The following is a 20,693-nucleotide window of genomic DNA, read 5'->3' as shown; positions in this document are numbered from 1 at the left end:
ACATTTATTTAATTGAAGAAGCAAGCTGTTCAACTGTAGTTGTATGGTGTATACGAACGCGTTTCATTTTTAACAACTCATCCGGTTCACCTTTTGTAATGAATTGTCCAGGCTTCGTTGTCGTTGCAAATTGATAGTACTTTTTTGTTTCTGCGACAACTTTATCGTCTACATGACCGAATGGATAAGCAATTGCGATAACAGGCTTACCTGTTATTTTTTCTAGTTTTTCTTTTGATCCTTTTAACTCTTCTTCATAGTTTGTAATTTTCGGCAAGTCTGCGTGTGTTGCTGTGTGAGATTGTACAGAGAAAATGCCGGAATCAACCATTTCTTTTATTTCAGATGTAGAAAGAGCGCCTTCTACATCAACGTTATCAACAATCATATATTCTGTTGCCGCTGGTTTAAACGTATCGTCTTTTAGTTTTTGTAAAATGCGAAATGCATTCATATTATTTTTCATACCGTCATCAAATGTAACGAAGATCGGCTTGTTTACTTTATTTATATCGCCCCAGCGTTCAAATGTTAATAATGTATAACCGTTTTCTTTTAAATACTTCATTTGTGCTTCAAAGTTAGCTGGAGATACGAATAAATCTTTAATGCCTTGTCCGTGGTAATCATCAATTGCATGATACATAAGAACAGGAACCTTTTGCTCGAAAGTTATAGTAGATTTTGTAAGCGGAATAGTTTTCCCATCCTCTTTTATCCCTATTGCTTCAATTTGATATTCACCGCGTTTTCCTTCAAATTCTTTTATATCAAAAGGAATAGTGAATTGTTTCTCCTTTTCTTTAGAAGAAAAAGATTTAGTATTTTCTTTTCCATCAGCAGTACGCCAAATTTTATATTGTACTTCGGTTAAAGCATCTTTTATATCTGTAATATGAATATTTGTGTTTGTAGATTCGTGCGTAATTGGATTATAAGAAATTTTACCTTGTGTTTGTACAGTCTCTTCTTGTTTTTTTACTTCTTGTACTTTTTTCTCTTTTGCAGGTTCTTGGCTAGCATTATTCGTGTTACAGCCTGCTAGAATGGCAGACGTACATAAAGCAATTACTGCGTATTTTTTCATAAAATCACCTTCTATTGTGTAGTATGCTGCATGCTTACATTAAAATCCCCACCGCTATAAGAGTGGTGGGGATATACCCTTGTTCATCATATCATTTGAAGAAAATGAGGGGAATATGATTTTTAGGGGGAGCTATTAGAGCGATAGATTAGTGACTTTGAATAGATGTATTCTTTCGTTTCTTATTAGAAGTGATAATAATATAACCGACTACAAAAATAAGAGGAATAATGAAGACATAGATAGGCATTCCCCATACATAATAACTTTTCATGCTCAAGACTAGTAAATGTAAAAAATCGACAAGGGCGTGAATTTTCATAAAGTCCTCCAATATATTTTTACAAATTATAACATTTAACACTTGTGATTTGTATAATTTGGAAAGTTTTTTAAGCTAATTTTAAAGTAAGGGGAAGGCTTGTTAATATGCAATTTTGCATATATATAATGGTTTTTATTAAAATATAAGGATTTTAGACTATAATAAGAACCGCTATAAAATTAAGTAAGAATGATGTACGGAGTGGGGAACAGAAATGAATTATAAAAAAATAGTATATATCCTTCTCATATTGCTATTCATAGTAGGGTGCCAAAGTGAAGTGAGTAAGGCGAATAGTGTGGAAGAGTATATTCCACCGCATCTTATGAATGCGGAAGTTACGGCGGATATTATGACATTAGAGTTGCCTCATGAGGTAAAAGAAAAATTAGAGAGGATTACTAATAAAACACGTAATAGTCTTGCGAATAATTTAGATTGGTATTTTAAATATGTAGAAGAAATGATGCCAAACGGAAATTTACCTTATCATGAAAACTTTGGGATTACAAAAGAAGAATATGATTTTATGATAGATGAGATGAATAAGGCGAAGTATGTAAACACAAGTGATGGGAAGATCTTTTTTAAGAAAAAAGGTCATGAAATTCAGATTCGTTCTGATGAAAAATTGAAATTAGTTAAAGACATAAGTATTGATACGGAGAAGAATGTAATTAAGACGGCTTTTGGGGAATGTGAATATGACGGTGAGATACAGGCATCAGATGGACAAAAGTTAATTAACCCTTGGAATGGAAAGCAATGGGTCTTAAAAAAGGATGGTCTAATTTATCGATTTTCAGTGGGTAAATTAGTTAATACGAATAAATCTATTATATACATAACGATAAAAGGTATATATAAAGAGAAAATTATAAACACAGAAGAAGTAGTAGAATTCCACTCAGTTTCTTAAAGAAATTGAAAAAATCACCTTGCTGTCTAAGCTAAGGTGATTTTTTATTAAATAAACAATCCAGCGATTGTCGCAGATAAAATAGAAGCAAGTGTTGATGCAAATAGCATTTTCCAACCAAACTGAGATACGACGCTTCCTTGTTTTTCAGAAAGGGCACGGATTGTACCAACGATTGCACCAATTTGGCTAATACTTGCGAAGCTAATTAAGAATACGGTAACGATTCCAACTGTACGTGGAGATAATGTTGCAGCAGCACCTTTTAAATCAAGGATTGCTACGAATTCATTTAAGACAATCTTCGTACCCATAATACCACCAGCTGGGATAATATCGTGAGTTGGGATACCCATTAAGAATGCGAATGGAGCAAGTATATAACCGAAGATTTGTTGTAACGTAACAGCATGTCCCATTGCACCTGAAGCTGCGCTGATTACGTAGTTTACAACTTCCATAACACCGATAAAGGCGATCATTAATGCGGCAACGATACCAGCTACTTTTAAACCGTCGAGCGCACCGTTAATCATTGCACCGATAAAGCTGTCTCCGAATAGAGTTCTATCAAATTTTTGAATTACTTCATCTTCTTTTTTCGTATCAACTGGTGTTAATAACGAACAAACGATTAAGCTTGAGAACAAGTTTAGCGGAAGAGCTGCTAGTACATATTTCGCATCTAACATCATTACGTATGATGCTGTAACAGAAGCAGAAACTGAGCTCATCGCAGAACAACAAATGATAAACATACGGTTTTTATTAAAATGCTGTAAATCGTTTTTAATAACGATTAACGCTTCACTTGAACCGAAGAATACAGAGTTTACTGCGTGGAATGATTCAACGCGTGGTAAACCAGTAATTTTTGAAATTGCACCGCCGACAACGCGAACGATGAATGGTAAAACACCTAAATAACTAAAGATAGAAAGTAGTGCTGAGAAAAATACGATAATTAATAATACGTTTAAGAAAAAGACAAAATCTCTTTGAATTCCATTAAAGAGAAAATCGACACCTGTCGTACCAAGTTTAATTAGTTTGTTGAAAACTTTACCAATGAAAATAATGATTTGTTGACCAATCTTTGTGCCAAACATAAACCAACCGATTAAAATTTGAAAACCAATCATAATAGCAATTGCACGGAAGTTGATTTTACTTTTGTTGTTTGACAAAGCAAAACATAAACCTAAAACGACAAGAATGCCGATAATGCTCATTACATATTGCATGTAGTTGCCCCTTTCAGAAGTTCGTATAAAGTTTGTACATAAAACGCTCGTTATATTACTAAAAATAAAATGAAGAGGTTTTATGTCATACGTAAGATGTCTGACCTTTTTGAAAAATAAAAATAAAAAAAGACCCATATGGATTCACTTTCATCTATGAGAGAAAGCTAATCAATATGAGTCTTTTTATACATAGGCCAATATTCATTAGTTTTCCCCATAGTCCAGCAATTTAAGGTTGCCGGGTAGAAACTCTCGATCCATATTATCAAGTATATATGAGGTAACATCGTCCGTATTAAATTAGTAGTAGCGTAACATTACTAGAGAACTATCGTCAATAGCTTTTTTTCTTCCAATAGAAATAGACCATATAAGTATGATAAAATGTAACGCAGTGTTATGAAAAAGAGAGGTCGGAAAATGAGTACAAAAATGACGCCACCAGTTGAAAAAAACGAGTTTATAGATGTAGTGTTTGAAGATTTAACACATGATGGTGCCGGTGTTGCGAAAGTGAAGGGATATCCTATTTTCGTTAAAAACGGATTACCAGGTGAGGAAGCGCAAATTAAAATTATTAAAGTGAAGAAAAACTTCGCATTCGGTCGTTTAATGAAGCTTCATACAGAGAGCCCATATCGTAAAGATGCAGAATGCCCAGTATACAACCAGTGCGGCGGTTGTCAGCTTCAGCACTTAACATATGAAGGACAATTAAAAGCGAAAGAAAAACAAGTACGTGACGTTATGCAGCGCATCGGTGGACTAAGTGATGTTCCTGTTCATCCTGTACTTGGCATGGAGAATCCGTGGGTATACCGCAATAAAGCACAAGTACCAATTGGAGAACGTGAAGGCGGACTTGTAGCTGGTTTCTATCGTCAAGGAACGCATGACATCATTAATATGGAATCATGCTTAATTCAGGCAGAAGAAAACGATACACTCATTCAAGAAGTAAAACGTATTTGTGAAAAGCACGGTATCTCGGCGTACAACGAAGAGCGTAACAAAGGAACGCTTCGCCACGTAATGGCTCGTTACGGACAAGTAACAGGGGAAATTATGCTTGTCTTCATTACACGTACAGCGGAATTACCAAATAAAAAAGCAATCATTGAAGAAATTGCAGCGAAATTCCCAGAAGTAAAATCAATCGTTCAAAACGTAAATACGAAACGTACAAACGTTATCTTCGGAGATACAACAACAGTATTGTATGGATCAGAATATATTTATGACTTTATCGGTGACATTAAATTTGCGATTTCAGCACGTTCATTCTATCAAGTAAACCCAGAACAAACGAAAGTGCTATACGATAAAACGTTAGAATACGCAAAATTAGATGGTAACGAAACAGTAATCGACGCATATTGCGGAATCGGATCAATCTCCTTATTCCTAGCGCAAAAAGCGAAAAAAGTATACGGCGTTGAAATCGTCCCAGAAGCAATCGAAGACGCAAACAGAAACGCAGCACTAAACAATATGACAAACGCTGAATTCGGCGTAGGAGAAGCAGAAGTAGTCATTCCAAAATGGTACAAAGAAGGCGTAATCGCCGACACAATGGTCGTTGACCCACCGCGTAAAGGCTGTGACGAAGCATTACTAAACACAATCATCGACATGAAGCCAAAACGCGTCGTATACGTATCATGTAACCCAGCAACATTAGCACGTGACTTAAAAGTATTAGAAGAAGGCGGATATAAAACGCAGGAAGTACAACCTGTTGATATGTTCCCGCATACTACTCATGTAGAGTGTGTGGCTTGGCTTAAGTTGGTATAATAGAAAAGCAGTTGATATAGAAAAATCTATACCATCTGCTTTTTGGTTTATCCCGCTATTTGCGGGTAGTAAGACCCCTACCTCAAAATTCAGCGAAAGCAAAGAAGTTAGGTGGGGGATCAACTGCCCGTAAAAGCCCGATTGGTTCAACTAATAATCAGTGGGGGATGAAGAAAACCCCCACTGATTAAAGTTTCACTTTATAAAAATACCATTCAGCAACGATTTTAGTTAAAATAAATATTGCTGATTTTCACAAATAATAAATGTCCAAATGTACTGGTGTTATTTGGCTTTATATTTTTAAATTGAGAGTTTGAAGTTGTATTCATAGTGAGAGGATTTGAATTTGAAATGATAGATAATTTTTGGCGTGATTTACCACGACCATTTTTTGTACTTGCACCAATGGAAGATGTGACAGATGTTGTTTTTCGTCACGTAGTAAGTGAAGCGGGTCGCCCGGATGTATTTTTCACAGAGTTTACAAACTCGGATAGCTATTGCCATCCAGAAGGTATGAAAAGTGTGCGTGGCCGTTTAATTTTTACAGAAGATGAACAGCCAATGGTGGCACATATTTGGGGGGATAATCCTGAATATTTCCGTCAAATGAGTATTGGCATGGCAGAGTTAGGATTTAAAGGCATCGATATAAATATGGGCTGTCCTGTACCGAATGTGGCATCGAGAGGAAAAGGTAGTGGCCTTATTCTACGTCCAGACGTTGCGGCAGAACTTATTCAAGCAGCAAAAGCGGGCGGACTGCCTGTCAGCGTGAAAACACGACTTGGCTTTAAAGAGTTAAGCGAGTGGGAGGATTGGTTAACGCATATTTTCAAACAAGATATTGCGAACCTTTCTATTCATTTACGGACAAGAGAAGAAATGAGCCAAGTAGATGCGCACTGGGAACTAATTCCAGAAATTAAAAAATTACGTGACCGTATCGCACCAAATACGCTACTAACAATCAACGGAGACATTCCTGACCGTCAAACTGGAATGGAACTTGCTGAAAAATATGGTATTGATGGCGTTATGATTGGGCGAGGTATCTTTAAAAATCCGTTTGCTTTTGAAAAAGAGCCAAGAGAGCATAGCAGTAAAGAACACCTTGATCTTTTAAGACTACAGCTTGACCTTCAAGATCAATATGCAGAAGTACTACCACGTTCAATCACAGGGCTTCATCGCTTTTTCAAAATTTATGTAAAAGGATTCCATGGAGCTGCTGAACTAAGAAATCAATTGATGAGTACGAAATCAACAGATGAAGTGCGTGCGTTGCTTGATAAGTTTGAGGCGAGTGTTGATGAGGCTGAGGACAGTGAAACGGTGTAACTCTCAAAAGTTAGAGGGAAATGAATTGTATCAATATATGTGTATTTATTTTATTTAGTTGCTGGTTCCTTTGCAAACGGCAACTGAAAGAAAAAGGCTTTAAGAATGTAATAAACCAGCCAGCACCCTTGTGTTGCCATGTACGCTCTGCATATGTGGAGTGTATGGTTTGGTTGAGTTTAAAATAAGTGTAGAGCTGGAAAAGAACAGTGTATTTGAGAAATCAAAGCACTGTTTTTTCTTTTAGTTAATGTTATGAGTGAAATCTTTTTATAAGCATACAACAAAATAGATACAATGATGGAGAAAAGTTCGGGTAAGACTATAAAACCTATCTTTAAAATGTTAAAGTATTAATTTAGCGGACAATAACTAAAGAGTTATATTAAACATGATAGTTTAAAGCATGTTAGAGGATAAACTTTAACAGCTGTATAAATAATCAACATTTCAGGAGGCAAAACAATGGCAATGAGCAACAACGATATATTAAAAAGAGTAAGATATGCTATGGATATAAAAGATATAGATATGGTGGAAATCTTTAAACTTGGTGGCATGGAAGTAACGAAAGAAGACGTAGTTGATATGCTTACAAAAATAAAGAGAAGTCCACAACATGAAGCTGAGAACGCTGATGTAGTTGAAGATGAGTACGTATTAACATGCGATATGATGATGTTAGAGTCATTTTTAAATGGATTCATTACTTTAAAAAGAGGAAAGCAAGATCCGAAACCAGGACAACCGGCACCTGTACAGAGCAATGAGAGTGCCAATAATCTTCTTTTAAAGAAAATGAAAATAGCACTATCTTTAACGAGTGAGGATGTACTGGATATATTAGATAGCGTAGGCGTTAAAGTGACAAAAGGAGAATTAGGCGCTTTATTAAGAAAGAAAGGCCATAAAAATTACAAAGAGTGCGGCGATAGATACGCAAGGAATTTCATTAAGGGGCTAGCTGTAAAGTATAGAGGATAATAAGTTTGTTAAAGCAGTAAATGATATAATAGATAGAGTAGGACGTTCGTAGCCTACTCTTTTTTATTTGCAAAAATAATTATGAACGAATACGTTAGGTGATGAAATGGTACATACATATTTAGGTGAGACAATTAATTTTCATATAACTTATAAGAAGAAAAAGTCCGTGCGTCTTTATGTAGATTCGTACGGGAATGTGGAAGTGCAGGCTCCAAAAGGAACGCCTGTTGAATACTTAGTCCAATTGTTAGAAGAGAAATGGGATTGGATTCAGAAAACACGTAAGGAAATGCAGGAACGAGCGCTTGGACCACAGGAAAAGGATTATGATCAAGGAGAGGGCTTTCTGTATTTAGGAAATACGTATCCAATACAGATCTCTCAAGATGCAAGTATTACGCAAGACAATGCAGTTTTTGAAGGGGATAAGCTACATATTTATGTGAAAGAGCTAAAGGATGAAAAAATCCAGCAAGCTTTAAAAAGATTTTACTATAAGCAGTGCAAAGCATTAGTAGAGAAGAGTATTAAAGCGCATCAAAGTAACTTTAAAACGAAACCTCGTTCTATTCGTATTACAGATAGTAGTCGTACGTGGGGGACTTGTGATTCAAATCTACAGTTAACATTCAATTGGAAGTTAGCAATGGCACCACAGCGGGTAATTGACTATGTAGTTGTTCATGAAATGTGTCATATGGTTCATTTAAACCATGATCGTTCTTTTTGGCGACTTGTCGGGAAGATAATGCCTGATTATAAAGAAATGGAAGATTGGTTAGCGTTATCTAGTTGGAAGATGACGGTTTAGTGGTGCATATTATTGCTTAAAGTAGAAGAAGCTGTCTGAAAAGACCTTTTGGAACAGCTTCCTCTTCTTTTTGCATATAAATTAACGCCCAAACTTCACAACAAAATCTTTGTCTATTTTTTCCATTGCGTATCCACGATAATCTTTTGAAATTAACGTCTGCTGTTCACTAGCGGCACTCATCGGAACACTCTTAACATCCGTCCAATCGCTTTCTTTATTCCCACGCAACTCCTTCACAAAAACATACCGCATACTACCGCCATACTTCTCCTTCAATGCAGCAATCTCCATTCCTTGCGCAAACTTATCTTTTAAACTAGGAATGTTAAAAGGTGCAACGGTGCAGCAAACGTAATCGTATTTGCTATCTTCTTTTTGTAACTCGTCCATGATGACTGTCGCTAATATTTTTTGCATACCATTTCCGCGACAGTTCGGGTGAACGTTTGAGATTTCTTGATAGATAACGCGGTGTAGTTCGCTTTCTGATAGGCCGATATCAAGTCCTAAATGTTCATCGTCAATAGGAGGGAAGAGTAGGGCACGAAATGCGATGAGCTCTTTTTCTATAAAGGCTCCGATCATCATGCCGTTTCCTTCTAGAATGTATTGAAACTCTTCTAGCGAGAGTGGTTGTAAACGACCTTTATCTTCTAATGCTTCAATTACAACGTTTTGTAGTGATAAGATTTGTTCGATATGTTCTAGAGCTAATAACGTAACGTGAAATGGCTCGCTGTTTTGTTTTAATGTTCCTTCGTATAGAACCGTCATGCGTTAGTCCTCCTTTAGCGTACAACGTCTTGAAAGACGGTTAGTTCTTGTAATGTAGTTTCGTTTATTTCAATGCCTAATCCTGGCTTTTCGTTTAAGCGAATAAATGGTACGTCGTAATGTAAGTCCCCAATGTCTTTCGTGAACTTTAATGGTCCTGTTAGTTCGACGCTAGTAATGATTTTTTTTGAGAAAGCGACATGGAATCCTGCGGAAGAGGCAATGGATGATTCGACCATTGATCCAACTTGGCATTCAATTCCGGCCATTTCAGCTTGATGAGCGAGTTTTACAGCTGGATATATGCCGCCGCATTTCATTAGTTTTATATTCACTTTATCAGCAGCTTCTAATTTAATAATTTGGCGCATTTCACGAGAGCTTTTTAATCCTTCATCAATCATAAGTGGAAGGTCTGTTTTAGAACGAATATGAGCCATTGCGTCAATATCATCCGCTATAACAGGTTGTTCAATCCAGTCGATGTTTAAATGTCCTAATGAACGAAGTGCTGTTAATGTGTTCGCACTATTTTTCCACCCTTGGTTTACATCAACGCGAATAGCGATATCATTTCCTACACGTTCTCGTACAGCTTCAATTCTTTTTACATCTTCTTGTACATTTGTACCGACTTTCATTTTGAAAGATTGGTAACCTTTTTTAATCATAGAGGCCGCTTCTTCGGCCATATCTTCTGGGGGAGCGATACTTAAGACGTGAGTGACAGGAAATTCTTCATGGTATCGTCCGCCAATTAATTGATATACAGGTTGGTTTAATTTTTTACCCGTTATATCAAAACAAGCAATATCAATAGCAGCTTTCGCAGTAGGAACACCGTAAATCGTATTGTTCATAATATCGTGTGTTTTTTCGATATTCATTGGGTTTTGCCCGATAAGAGCAGGAGCTAGTGTATGTTTTAAAACATGGAAAGTGCTTTCCCATGATTCACCTGTAACGTGATCATCGGCAACACCTTCACCGTAACCGACAATACCTTCATTTGTTTCCATTTTGACGATAATAGAAGGCATATCAGGGTAAGAGCCATAACTAATAACAAATGGATTGCGAAGCGGTAAACGAATTGCGTAAAAATGAATAGCTGTAATTTTCATTGTATAGTTCCCGTCCTTTTTATTATCCGTAGATTTGAAGTTACATATATTAATAAGAGGCTGAAGCTAATGATGAATAATTCATAAAAAGAATTTTCTGAATTATGATCTTAATTACCTTATTATATTTCAAAAGAAATGTAGGGACAATCTCTTGACATTTGAGTGAATGTTCAATATATTCTTCAAAATGGGATTTTTTATGAATGATTAAACTGCTTCGAATTTAGGAAGGAGAATGGAAGTTGAAAACATTAGAACTACAAGAGCGTTTAACGGAAATTTTTCAGCATTTACATGAAAACCCTGAAGTGAGTTGGAAGGAATATGAAACGACAGCTTATATTACTAACTTTTTAAAAGAAGAAGGAATTTCATATAAAACATTTGACGATTGTCCAGGCATAATCGCTGAAATCGGAAGCGGTCATCCAGTTATCGCGGTTCGTGCTGATATGGATGCACTCTGGCAAGAGGTGGACGGAGAGTTCAAAGCGAACCATTCGTGTGGTCACGATGCTCATATGACGATTGTGATGGGTCTTATTTTACAATTGAAAAATATGAGATGGGATAGCGGTACGGTTAGATTTATTTTTCAGCCGGCTGAAGAAAAAGGAAATGGTGCTTTAAAGATGGTAGAGAAAGGTGCTGTGGATGATGCTGATTTCCTATTTGGTGTTCATTTACGACCGATTGAGGAATTGCCTTTGAAACAAGCGGCACCATCTATTCGTCACGGAGCAGCAGGTTTTTTAGAAGGTACGATTCATGGAGAGGATGCCCATGGGGCGAGACCACATCAAGGTATAAACGCAATTGACGTTATTTCGATGATCAATATTGGATTGAAAAATATATGGTTACCACCGCAAACATCGCATTCTGTTAAGATGACGAGATGCCAAGCTGGTGGTGATAATTTAAATATCATTCCAGGAAACGGTCATTTTAGTTTAGATGTAAGGGCAGAAAATAATATATTACTAGATGAGTTGAAACAAAAAATTGAGCACGTAATTACGTCTACTGAATCAATGGGATCCAAAATTTCTTATGAGTGGATTGACCTTGCGCCAGGAGCAGAAGTATCAGAAGAAGCGGAGCGCCTTATGCGTAAAGGTATTCTTGAAGTATATGGGGAAGAGGGATGTACGGGACCTCTGTATACGACCGGAAGCGATGATTTCCATTACTATACAGTGAAAAGACCGCATTTAAAAGCAGTTATGCTTGGACTAGGGGCAAATCTACAACCGGGATTACACCATCCATATATGAAGTTTGATCATAGCTGTATCATGGATGGAGTAGAGATATTAAAGCAATCTGTGTTGAAAGTATTAGAAAACAGGGGCTAGAAAGTTCCTGTTTTGTCGATAAGTCGATATATTTCAATTGCTGAAAGCCTGATGAAAAATCAGGCTTTTTCTGTGGTGTATAATAGTAAATATAATTTCTTAGTAGGAGAAAACAAATGAACGAACAATATTACGACGCTGTATTAAATATAAAAACTGTCGGAGAGCAAAAAGGTTTTAATAAATCTTTACATTACCACCGTTATGAACCGACACCATATAGTGGATTAGAGGAACTGTTGAATCAATACGAGATTAAAAGTTGCGATCGAATTGTAGACTTCGGATGTGGAAAAGGGAGATTGAATTTTTACATGCATCATAAGTGCGGTGCTTCAGCTGTTGGAATTGAAATGAATGAAGAATTTTATAAAGAAGCGATGGAGAACCTTGAGCGTTATGCAAAGAAGGTAAGAAACAGTAAAGATAAAATCCAATTTGAATGTTGTTTAGCACAGGAATATGAGATTGATCCGCGTGATAATCGGTTTTATTTCTTTAATCCATTTTCAGTACAAGTGTTTATGAATGTAGTAAATAATATCTTACGTTCGGTAGAAGAAGCAGAGAGAGAAGTGGATATTATTTTATACTATTCTTCGGAGGATTATATTTTCTTCTTAGAAAATCAGACTGCGTTTGAACTGAAGAAAGAAATTAGGTTGCCGGGAGCTTATGAGAAGAATGGGAATGAGAGATTTTTAGTTTATACATTAGGATTATAAAAAAAGCAGGTGCCAAGGCACCTGCTTTTTTTATAATTAGTTACGGATTAAGTAATCAAATGCACCTAAAGCTGCATTCGCTCCTGAACCCATAGAGATGATAATTTGTTTGTATGGATTATTTGTACAGTCACCTGCAGCAAACACTCCTGGTACGTTTGTAGCGCCGTGCTTGTCTGTTACGATTTCACCGCGAACACGTTCAACTGTTTCGCCTAACCAGTCTGTGTTTGGCACAAGACCGATTTGAACGAATACACCTTGTAATTCAACATGGTGAACTTCTTCAGTTTCACGATCGATGTAAGAAATACCGTTTACTTTGTCAGTACCAGTAATTTCTTTCGTTTGAACGTTTTTCAGAACAGTTACGTTAGGTAGGCTGTTAAGACGCTCTTGTAATACAGCATCAGCTTTTAATTCTGGCATGAATTCAAGAACAGTTACATGCTTAACAATACCTGCTAAGTCGATAGCTGCTTCAATACCAGAGTTACCTCCGCCAATAACCGCTACATCTTTTCCGATGAATAATGGACCGTCACAGTGTGGGCAGTATGCTACACCTTTGTTTTTGAACTCAGCTTCACCTGGTACGCCAACGTTACGCCAGCGAGCACCTGTTGAAACGATTACGCTCTTACTTTTCAGAATAGCGCCGTTTTCAAGTTCCACTTCAATAAGTTCTTTTTTCTCTAAACGTTTCGCACGTTGTAGATTCATTACATCGATGTCGTACTCTTTTACGTGCTCTTCAAGGCTTGCTACTAGCTTAGGACCTTCAGTGCGTTTTACGCTGATGAAGTTCTCAATACCCATAGTATCCATTACTTGACCACCGAAGCGCTCAGCAACGATACCAGTGCGGATGCCTTTACGTGCTGCATAAATTGCTGCACTTGCACCAGCTGGGCCGCCACCAACAACAAGAACATCGTACGGATCTTTATCAGAAAGCTCTGATGCATCTGGACCGTTACCCATTTTAGCTAGAATTTCTTCAAGTGTCATACGACCACTTCCGAAAGACTCACCGTTTAGGTAAACAGTTGGTACTGCCATGATGTCTTTACTTTCTACTTCCTCTTTGAATGCAGCGCCGTCAATCATAGTATGTGTAATACCAGAGTTTAGAACGCTCATTACGTTAAGAGCTTGTACAACATCAGGACAGTTGTGACAACTTAGGCTGATATAAGATTCAAAATGATATTCGCCTTGAATGTTTTTTATTTGATCAATTAATTTTTGTTCAACTTTTGGAGCGCGTCCACTCACTTGTAGTAAAGCTAACACTAATGAAGTGAATTCGTGTCCTAATGGAATACCAGCGAATACTACACCAGTGTCTTCACCAGGGCGATTTACGCTAAAGCTTGGTGTTCTCTCTAGTTCAACTTTTTCTACTGTAATCTTAGATGACATAGTAGCTAATTCATCTACTAGAGATAACATATCTTTAGATACGTTATCGTCCCCTGCGCTAACTTTAAGTAAAATGTCATTCTCCATTAATTGAAGGTATTGGGATAGTTGTGTTTTTATATCTGCATCTAGTATCATTTTGATCGAACTCCTTAGATTTTGCCTACAAGGTCAAGGCTTGGTTTAAGTGTTGCAGAACCCTCTTGCCATTTAGCTGGGCAAACTTCACCTGGGTTGTTACGTACGTATTGAGCTGCTTTAATTTTGTTAACAAGAATGCTTGCGTCACGGCCGATACCGTCAGCGTTGATTTCCATAGATTGGATAACGCCGTCTGGATCGATGATGAATGTACCACGAGCAGCAAGACCTTCTTCTTCCATTAAAACGTTGAAGTTGCTAGTGATTGTGCGAGTTGGGTCACCAATCATAATGTATTCGATTTTGCCGATAGTTTCTGAGCTATCATGCCATGCTTTATGTGTGAAGTGAGTGTCTGTAGATACAGAGTATACTTCAACGCCTAGTTCTTTAAGTGTTGCATATTGGTTTTGTAAGTCTTCAAGTTCAGTTGGACAAACGAATGTGAAGTCTGCAGGGTAGAAACAAACTACGCTCCATTTTCCTTTTAAACTTTCATCAGTAACTTGGATAAATTCTCCATTATGGTAAGCATTAGCTTTAAACGGTTTTACTTCTGTGCCGATTAATAACATATTAAAATTCCTCCTAAATGTTGGTTTTGAGCATCGGAAATTAGTTTGCTCATAAAATATATTTTTTAATTAACTATAATAATTCTAATTCAATATTAATTATCATATAGAAGTGGTTATTTTGTCAAGGAGAATGTAGCACTTTATTGTAATTTTAATTAATATTTATTCTCAATTAAGATTATGAAGTAGTTTAGCAGTGATAGAGTAGAAAATTTAGTTTTAAATGAGTGAATATAGTCATAGGTGAAAGGGTGTTTTAATTTAAGATTGAAATATAAAGATGATAATTAAATTTATTCGTGGAAAGAGTTCTTAGTAGATTTTGTATTTGAAAAGTAACTTCTTATATTATTGTACAAAGAATTTTGCAATAAATAAAACAAAATGTATCGGAATCTTTTTGAACAATTTTTGTCATCATGGCATTTACTGTTGCAGAAGAAATCGAGTTTTGAGCTCAAATTTATTATCAAACGAAAAGTGTCGGGGAACCGAAGTTATTGCCAGAAGACGAGATGGAAAGTTTGGCGAAGAAGTTTGAAGGGGATGGGCAGCAGTAGAATGAAATGAAAACCCCCTCAAAGAAAAAATCTTGAGGGGGTTTTTTACGCTTTCTTCAACAACAAATACATAAAGTAAGGTGCACCAATTAAAGCAACGACAATACCTGCTGGAATACCGCTAGGTTCGACAATATTTCGTCCAATTGTGTCCGCTAGTAGCAATAACCATCCGCCGATTAAAACGGCGATAGGGATGAATATTTGATGTCTTGGGCCTACTAAAGATTTGGCGATGTGAGGAGCCATAAGTCCGATAAAGCTAATTCCTCCTGTTACGGAAACGGCTGCGGCAGCAAGCGCAACGGCTGCAATTAATAAGTATCTTCGTTCTTTTTCAATTTCGATACCGACTCCAATTGCTACTGGTTCGTTTAATGCAAGGATGTTTAATCGGTTTGCTTTATAGAAGACAAATGGGATTAATACGATTAGCCATGGAAGCATTGCTAAAACAAATGTCCAGTCATCTCCCCAAATGTTTCCGGCAATCCATTTTGAAATAAAGTCTACTTTCATACGATCTGCTGATGAGATTAGTACAATCATTGTTCCGGATAGTGCAAAGGCAAAACCGATACCTGTTAATGTTAATCGTATTGGCTGAAGTCCTTCTGTTTTACTGTATGAAAATACGTAAATGAGACAAGCTGTCAGAAAAGCCCCGATAAATCCAACGACTGGTAGTAGGTAAAGAAATGAACCTACATCTATCGGGAAGTATAAGAAGAAAACTGCAACTGCAACACCAGCACCAGAGTTGATTCCAAGAATACCGGGTTCGGCTAAATCGTTTCGAGTAATACCTTGTAATATAGCACCTGATAAAGCGAGTGCCATACCAGCTAATAATGTAATGACGATTCTAGGTAGTCTTAAAGAATATAAAACGAATTCCTCTTTAAATGTACCTTGTCCCATAAGTGTTGGGATTAATCTGTCATAGGAGAGAGAGGCAGAGCCGAGTCCCATTCCGATCACAATGGTTGTGATAGTAAGTATAAGTAATGCAAGTATGATAAGACGTTGTTTCTTTATAATAGATTGTTGCATCATGAGAACGTTCTTCCCCCTTTACGAACAATAAATAGGAAGACTGGTAATCCTACAATAGCGACAATTGCAGCAACTGGTGTTTCGTACGGAGCGTTAATTGTACGCCCAATTGTATCTGCGAGTAGCATAAAGGAAGCACCAGCGATTGCTGACATCGGTATGACAAAACGGTAGTCTGGCCCAACGATTGGACGAACCATATGAGGTATCATTAAGCCGATAAATGCCATATTCCCGACAAGCGCTACAGAAGCACCAGCAAGCAAGATAATAATGATAAATAAAATCGTTTTAATGACGATAATTTTTTGACCGAGTCCAATGGCAACTTCTTCACTGAAACTAAGGACTGTCAATTTCTTTGCAAGTAAAATAGCGATAAAGATACTTAGCGAAATAACCGGAATAATAATTTTTAATTGGCTCCAAGTCGTTCCAATTACGCCCCCAGCCGTCCAAAGTGATACATCTTGTGAAATTTTAAAGTAAATGCCAATACCTTCTGAAATGGCGATTAGGAATGCTGAAACAGCAGCACCAGCTAATACAATTCGAAGGGGAGAAAGTCCGCCCTTTTTCACCATGCCAATCCCAAATACCATAATAGCGCCAATTGCAGCACCGATAAAGCAAGCTAGCGTTAAGTAAAGATAGCTAATGGAAGGATTGAAAGCGAGTGTGAGTGCAAGCGCAGCATTTGCACCACCAGTTAGGCCGAGTAATCCAGGATCAGCAAGAGGATTTCGCGTTAAGCCTTGCATAATTGCACCAGAAACAGCAAGTCCAGCTCCTACAAAAATAGCAGCAACTTCACGTGGTAAACGTATTTCACGAAGAATAGATAACTTGTCGCCTTTAGCAGAGGAGGTGAGTGCTAACCATACATCTTTTATAGAAGTATCTGCAGCACCGAATACCATTGCCACCATAAAAATAAGAAAGAACGCAATAACGCTCAAAATTAATTTGTACGTAAAAGCGGTGGAACGTAGATTGTCTTGCTCTTTTGTCATCAATTTCACACCTTTTCTTTTCATAGAATAAAGGAAGAGGAATTCTTAAATTAAGAATTCCTCATTGTTGTATTATTGACCAAGAAAGTTTTTCTTGAAGAAATCTAATTGGAAGTCTAATGTAAGTGGATCATTAAAATAGAATTCCATCATGTTTGCTTCAAATACACGATTATTTTTTACTGCTGGAATGTTTTTGTATGATTCTGTCTCTTGGAATGAGTTATCAGTATCTTTGTTTTTACTTACGATTAAGTAATCACCAGCAAACTCAGGTAATACCTCAGTAGATAATGCGTAGTAACCTTCTTTTAATGCCTTTTCTTTTACTTTTTCAGGCATTTTTAATTTCATTTCTTGGTAAAGAATTTCTGTTCCACGGCCCCAGTTATCGCCATATACATAAAGCTGTTTGTTGAAGTTTTCAACAACAGAAACGGTTGCATCTTCACCGATCTTCGCTTTAATTTCTTTTCCAGCCGTTTGTGCGCGCTTCTTGAAATCATCAACCCAAGTTTTTGCTTCTTTTTCTTTGTTTAATAACTTACCGATTTCTAAATGTTGTGTTAAGTAATCAACTTTTCCATATGTAAATGTTACAGTAGGAGCGATTTTCTTTAACTTATCGACATTTTTAATATTTGATAAACCAATGATTAAGTCTGGATTTAATTCTGCGATCTTTTCAATATTCTCATCTGATACTTCAGCAACGTTTTTAAGTTTGCTATCAAAGCGAGGGTTTTGTTTAGACCATGAATCTACCCCAACAAGATTTACACCTAATGACATTACGTTACCAGCGAATGATGATAGGACAACAACACGTTGTGGATTTGCTGGAACTTCCACTTTACCATTTTCAGATTGGTATGTAATTGTTTCTGACTTCTTACCTTGTGCGTCGTTTTTCTTGTCTGTTGAGCCGTTGCTACAAGCACTCATAACAAGGACGAACAGAACTGTTAGTGAAATGAATAATTTTTTCATCGTCTTGCTCCTTTTGATAATACATAATAATTTGTTTAACTTTGATTTTTTGAAAAGCTGGTGGTAATACAAAATTCTTATTAACAATCTTGAATTTGAGATTTCACTATAGAGTGTTCACCATAATTAATGAAAGAAGATGCAATCTACAACTTGCTAATAATTAACAAATTGATAATGATTATCACTATTGATTCTTTAAATAATATAATTTTATATAGATGTATTGTCAATAGTAATTTTGATTGTAAAATTCATAAAAACAAGTTATATTTTATTGAGAATGATAATCAATGATTAGTAGCTGAGGAGTGGGCATGAATGAATCGAGAAGAATTGTTTGATGTAACCGTGATAGGCGGAGGACCTGCGGGGCTTTATTCAGCTTTTTATAGTGGACTAAGAGAGATGAAAACGAAAATAATAGAATTTCAACCACAGTTAGGTGGTAAAATACATGTTTATCCAGAAAAAATGATTTGGGATATTGGCGGATTGTTACCAGTTACTGGTGAGAAATTAATTGAGCAACTTGTACAACAAGGATTAACATTCCAACCAGAAGTTGTATTGAATACAAAAATAGAATCGATTATTCGTAATCAGGATGGCATTTTTACGTTAAAAACAAGTACTGGAAAAGAACATTTTTCAAAAACAGTAATCGTCGCAACTGGAAGTGGTATATTGAATCCACAAAAGTTATCAATTGAAGGTGCTGAGAGATTCGAAGTCTCAAATTTAAATTATACAGTTAAATCTTTAAAGCGTTTCAAAGATAAAACGGTAATTATTTCAGGCGGGGGGAACTCTGCAATTGATTGGGCGAATGAATTAGAACCAATTGCAAAAAAAGTTTATTTAACATATAGAAAAGAATCATTATCTGGCCATGAAGCACAAGTAAAACAACTTATGAACAGTTCAGCAGAATGTTTCTTTAATACATCAATTACAAAATTAATTGCTAGCGATAGTCATGAGGCGATTGAGTATGTAGAATTAACGAATCATGAAACTGGAGAGGTTTCTCATTTATCTGTTGATGAAGTTATTATTAATCATGGATATGAACGTGACATTACATTATTAGAAAATAGTGAGCTAGATGTTGCAATTGTGGATAATTATTTTATTGCAGGGAATGCAAATAGTGAGTCCTCGGTAGATGGATTATATGCTGCTGGAGATATTCTAAAGCATGAAGGAAAATTACATTTAATAGCAGGAGCATTCCAAGATGCTGGAAATGCTGTGAATAAAGCGAAACAATTTATTCAACCAGATGCAAGTGAGTACGGAATGGTTTCTTCGCATAATGAAGTATTTAAGAAGAGAAATCGAGAATTGATTAAGCAGATGATGAAATAAGAAAGGAACCAAGTATACCCCCATTTACATCTCTATTTCTATGAATGAGAGGTGTAAATGGGGGTTTTCCTGTTTACTATATTTTCATTCATTATCATGACACCGGTTTCATTAGTTCATGTCATATGAATGTATTTCTCCAAAAAGGGAATACAAAGACTTGAACATTTTATTTGTAAATCTTTCTTGAAAACAATGAATCTATGCTTGATTTGTGTTGGTCAACGTCAAATTATGCTGTTCCTTTTGCTTGTTCGTTTGGGAATGGCATATTTTGTATGGAAGAAATATATTGTTTTCCATGTTTCCGAGCTAACGATTCCAATATTTGACGAACGCGTTTTGTAAGATGACCTTGTTCTTTTATAGCCTCACAATATGCATCATAGAAAGCGTATTTAGCCCAAAGGAAATCATCTTGTTGGAATAAGAAATGATTTTTGTACCATTCACCAATCGTATGGTAACAATTGCTTTCATGTGCTGCTGCACTTTGAGAAAGAATGCGATCGGATAAAGACTTAGATAGATGAGAAATTGTGTTTTCTGTTTCAACTCGTAATGTTTTTTCTAACATTGTAATGATGTGACGAGTAGCCATATGTTAACTCTCCTTTGTGTAAATGGGTAATACCATTCTATATTTAAAAAAATACTTACTATATTATTATACAATATATGGAATGCATCTACCTGCTTTTTAATTTGCATTTACAAAATCTTTTTTATTTGTTTACAAAAATAAAGTAAAGTAAGGTACAGTATATATATGAAAAAACAATAAAGGAATGAACACATTGTATATAACGATAGAAGAGGCCGCAGAGTATTTGAATTTACCAAAATCGTATGTTGAAGATTTAATTCAGCAAAAGAAAATTCGTGCGTTGTTCGATGGAGAGCAATATTTATTAAATAAAGAACAATTTAATACACATTTAGAACAAATGGAGAAATATAAACAGTTAGTGGAAGAAATATTAAACGAGCCAATTCCGGAAGATATGGATGTTAAAGACGAAGATTAAATTTATGAAAAGATCCCGTATTAAGAT

General features: G+C 36.2%; 20 protein-coding genes, 1 pseudogene and 1 riboswitch. Of the genes and pseudogenes, 10 read left to right on the top strand and 11 right to left on the bottom strand.

Translation table 11 applies throughout. The features are described from left to right. Window positions 1–4: 4 nt before the first annotated feature. A complete protein-coding gene (locus tag U860_RS0129365; protein ID WP_025151282.1) occupies window positions 5–1,087 on the bottom strand; it encodes a polysaccharide deacetylase family protein in 1,083 nt (360 codons plus the stop codon). Between the two features lie 148 nt (window positions 1,088–1,235). Then, on the bottom strand, window positions 1,236–1,409 hold the full coding sequence (locus U860_RS36135) for a hypothetical protein (protein WP_205206378.1): 174 nt from the start codon (window positions 1,407–1,409) through the stop codon (window positions 1,236–1,238). Window positions 1,410–1,626: 217 nt separating this feature from the next. Here U860_RS36135 and U860_RS0129355 point away from each other — a divergent pair, with 217 nt between their 5' ends. Then, window positions 1,627–2,331, top strand: a complete 705-nt coding sequence (locus tag U860_RS0129355; protein WP_025151281.1) for a hypothetical protein — start codon at window positions 1,627–1,629, stop codon at window positions 2,329–2,331. 47 nt (window positions 2,332–2,378) lie between these two features. Here U860_RS0129355 and U860_RS0129350 read toward each other — a convergent pair whose 3' ends face one another. Next, window positions 2,379–3,575: a nucleoside transporter C-terminal domain-containing protein gene (locus U860_RS0129350; protein WP_025151280.1), complete on the bottom strand. Its 1,197-nt coding sequence runs from the start codon at window positions 3,573–3,575 to the stop codon at window positions 2,379–2,381. A gap of 200 nt (window positions 3,576–3,775) precedes the next feature. Further along, window positions 3,776–3,877: riboswitch (purine riboswitch) on the bottom strand. 121 nt (window positions 3,878–3,998) lie between these two features. Between U860_RS0129350 and rlmD the strand changes: the two genes are divergently transcribed. The 4 genes from rlmD to U860_RS0129330 all read left to right on the top strand — a co-directional run bounded on the left by rlmD (window position 3,999) and on the right by U860_RS0129330 (window position 8,517). Next, window positions 3,999–5,375, top strand: a complete 1,377-nt coding sequence (rlmD, locus tag U860_RS0129345) for a 23S rRNA (uracil(1939)-C(5))-methyltransferase RlmD (protein ID WP_025151279.1) — start codon at window positions 3,999–4,001, stop codon at window positions 5,373–5,375. A gap of 354 nt (window positions 5,376–5,729) precedes the next feature. After that, window positions 5,730–6,719 (top strand): tRNA-dihydrouridine synthase, encoded by a 990-nt coding sequence (locus U860_RS0129340; protein ID WP_025151278.1) that lies wholly within the window; start codon window positions 5,730–5,732, stop codon window positions 6,717–6,719. 465 nt (window positions 6,720–7,184) lie between these two features. Continuing rightward, window positions 7,185–7,703, top strand: a complete 519-nt coding sequence (locus U860_RS0129335) for a DUF1456 family protein (protein WP_025151277.1) — start codon at window positions 7,185–7,187, stop codon at window positions 7,701–7,703. 106 nt (window positions 7,704–7,809) lie between these two features. After that, window positions 7,810–8,517 (top strand): SprT family zinc-dependent metalloprotease, encoded by a 708-nt coding sequence (locus tag U860_RS0129330; RefSeq protein ID WP_025151276.1) that lies wholly within the window; start codon window positions 7,810–7,812, stop codon window positions 8,515–8,517. 81 nt (window positions 8,518–8,598) lie between these two features. Here U860_RS0129330 and U860_RS0129325 read toward each other — a convergent pair whose 3' ends face one another. Continuing rightward, a complete protein-coding gene (locus tag U860_RS0129325) occupies window positions 8,599–9,294 on the bottom strand; it encodes a hypothetical protein (RefSeq protein ID WP_025151275.1) in 696 nt (231 codons plus the stop codon). Window positions 9,295–9,308: 14 nt separating this feature from the next. Further along, the gene (locus U860_RS0129320) at window positions 9,309–10,418 is read right to left on the bottom strand and encodes a dipeptide epimerase (protein ID WP_025151274.1); all 1,110 of its coding nucleotides are present in this window, start codon (window positions 10,416–10,418) and stop codon (window positions 9,309–9,311) included. Window positions 10,419–10,663: 245 nt separating this feature from the next. Between U860_RS0129320 and U860_RS0129315 the strand changes: the two genes are divergently transcribed. Next, on the top strand, window positions 10,664–11,779 hold the full coding sequence (locus U860_RS0129315) for a M20 peptidase aminoacylase family protein (RefSeq protein ID WP_025151273.1): 1,116 nt from the start codon (window positions 10,664–10,666) through the stop codon (window positions 11,777–11,779). 116 nt (window positions 11,780–11,895) lie between these two features. Beyond that, on the top strand, window positions 11,896–12,504 hold the full coding sequence (locus U860_RS0129310) for a class I SAM-dependent methyltransferase (protein ID WP_025151272.1): 609 nt from the start codon (window positions 11,896–11,898) through the stop codon (window positions 12,502–12,504). Between the two features lie 36 nt (window positions 12,505–12,540). Here the strand turns inward: U860_RS0129310 and ahpF are convergent, their stop codons facing one another. Next, the gene (ahpF, locus tag U860_RS0129305) at window positions 12,541–14,067 is read right to left on the bottom strand and encodes an alkyl hydroperoxide reductase subunit F (protein WP_025151271.1); all 1,527 of its coding nucleotides are present in this window, start codon (window positions 14,065–14,067) and stop codon (window positions 12,541–12,543) included. Between the two features lie 14 nt (window positions 14,068–14,081). Continuing rightward, complete coding sequence (ahpC, locus tag U860_RS0129300) at window positions 14,082–14,645, bottom strand: alkyl hydroperoxide reductase subunit C (RefSeq protein WP_000924421.1); 564 nt, start codon at window positions 14,643–14,645, stop codon at window positions 14,082–14,084. 422 nt (window positions 14,646–15,067) lie between these two features. Here ahpC and U860_RS34600 point away from each other — a divergent pair. Beyond that, window positions 15,068–15,208, top strand: a pseudogene (locus U860_RS34600) (fuculose phosphate aldolase); the annotation flags it as partial. A 45-nt stretch (window positions 15,209–15,253) separates the two neighbouring features. On the opposite strand, the gene U860_RS0129295 reads toward U860_RS34600, so the two are convergent. Genes U860_RS0129295 through U860_RS0129285 form a run of 3 tightly spaced genes read right to left on the bottom strand, consistent with a single transcriptional unit; the run spans window position 15,254 to window position 18,267 of the window. Continuing rightward, the gene (locus U860_RS0129295) at window positions 15,254–16,261 is read right to left on the bottom strand and encodes an iron ABC transporter permease (protein ID WP_025151270.1); all 1,008 of its coding nucleotides are present in this window, start codon (window positions 16,259–16,261) and stop codon (window positions 15,254–15,256) included. After that, window positions 16,261–17,301: an iron ABC transporter permease gene (locus U860_RS0129290; protein ID WP_025151269.1), complete on the bottom strand. Its 1,041-nt coding sequence runs from the start codon at window positions 17,299–17,301 to the stop codon at window positions 16,261–16,263. Before U860_RS0129290 ends, U860_RS0129295 begins: the two co-directional genes overlap by 1 nt. 48 nt (window positions 17,302–17,349) lie before the next feature. Continuing rightward, window positions 17,350–18,267 carry an iron-hydroxamate ABC transporter substrate-binding protein gene (locus U860_RS0129285; protein WP_025151268.1) on the bottom strand — a complete coding sequence of 306 codons (918 nt, stop codon included), beginning with the start codon at window positions 18,265–18,267 and terminating at the stop codon, window positions 17,350–17,352. A 321-nt stretch (window positions 18,268–18,588) separates the two neighbouring features. On the opposite strand from U860_RS0129285, the gene U860_RS0129280 reads away from it, so the two are divergent. Continuing rightward, entirely contained in the window at window positions 18,589–19,638 is a 1,050-nt protein-coding gene (locus tag U860_RS0129280) for an NAD(P)/FAD-dependent oxidoreductase (protein WP_025151267.1), read from the top strand. Between the two features lie 232 nt (window positions 19,639–19,870). Here the strand turns inward: U860_RS0129280 and U860_RS0129275 are convergent, their stop codons facing one another. Next, complete coding sequence (locus tag U860_RS0129275) at window positions 19,871–20,239, bottom strand: hypothetical protein (protein WP_025151266.1); 369 nt, start codon at window positions 20,237–20,239, stop codon at window positions 19,871–19,873. Window positions 20,240–20,426: 187 nt separating this feature from the next. On the opposite strand from U860_RS0129275, the gene U860_RS0129270 reads away from it, so the two are divergent. Then, window positions 20,427–20,666, top strand: a complete 240-nt coding sequence (locus tag U860_RS0129270; RefSeq protein ID WP_029953170.1) for a helix-turn-helix domain-containing protein — start codon at window positions 20,427–20,429, stop codon at window positions 20,664–20,666. The last annotated feature ends 27 nt before the right edge of the window (window positions 20,667–20,693 follow it).

This window comes from Bacillus sp. H1a, assembly GCF_000633475.1.
Classification (GTDB): Bacteria; Bacillota; Bacilli; order Bacillales; family Bacillaceae_G; genus Bacillus_A; species Bacillus_A paramycoides.
This window is presented reverse-complemented; position numbering and strand designations above follow the sequence as displayed.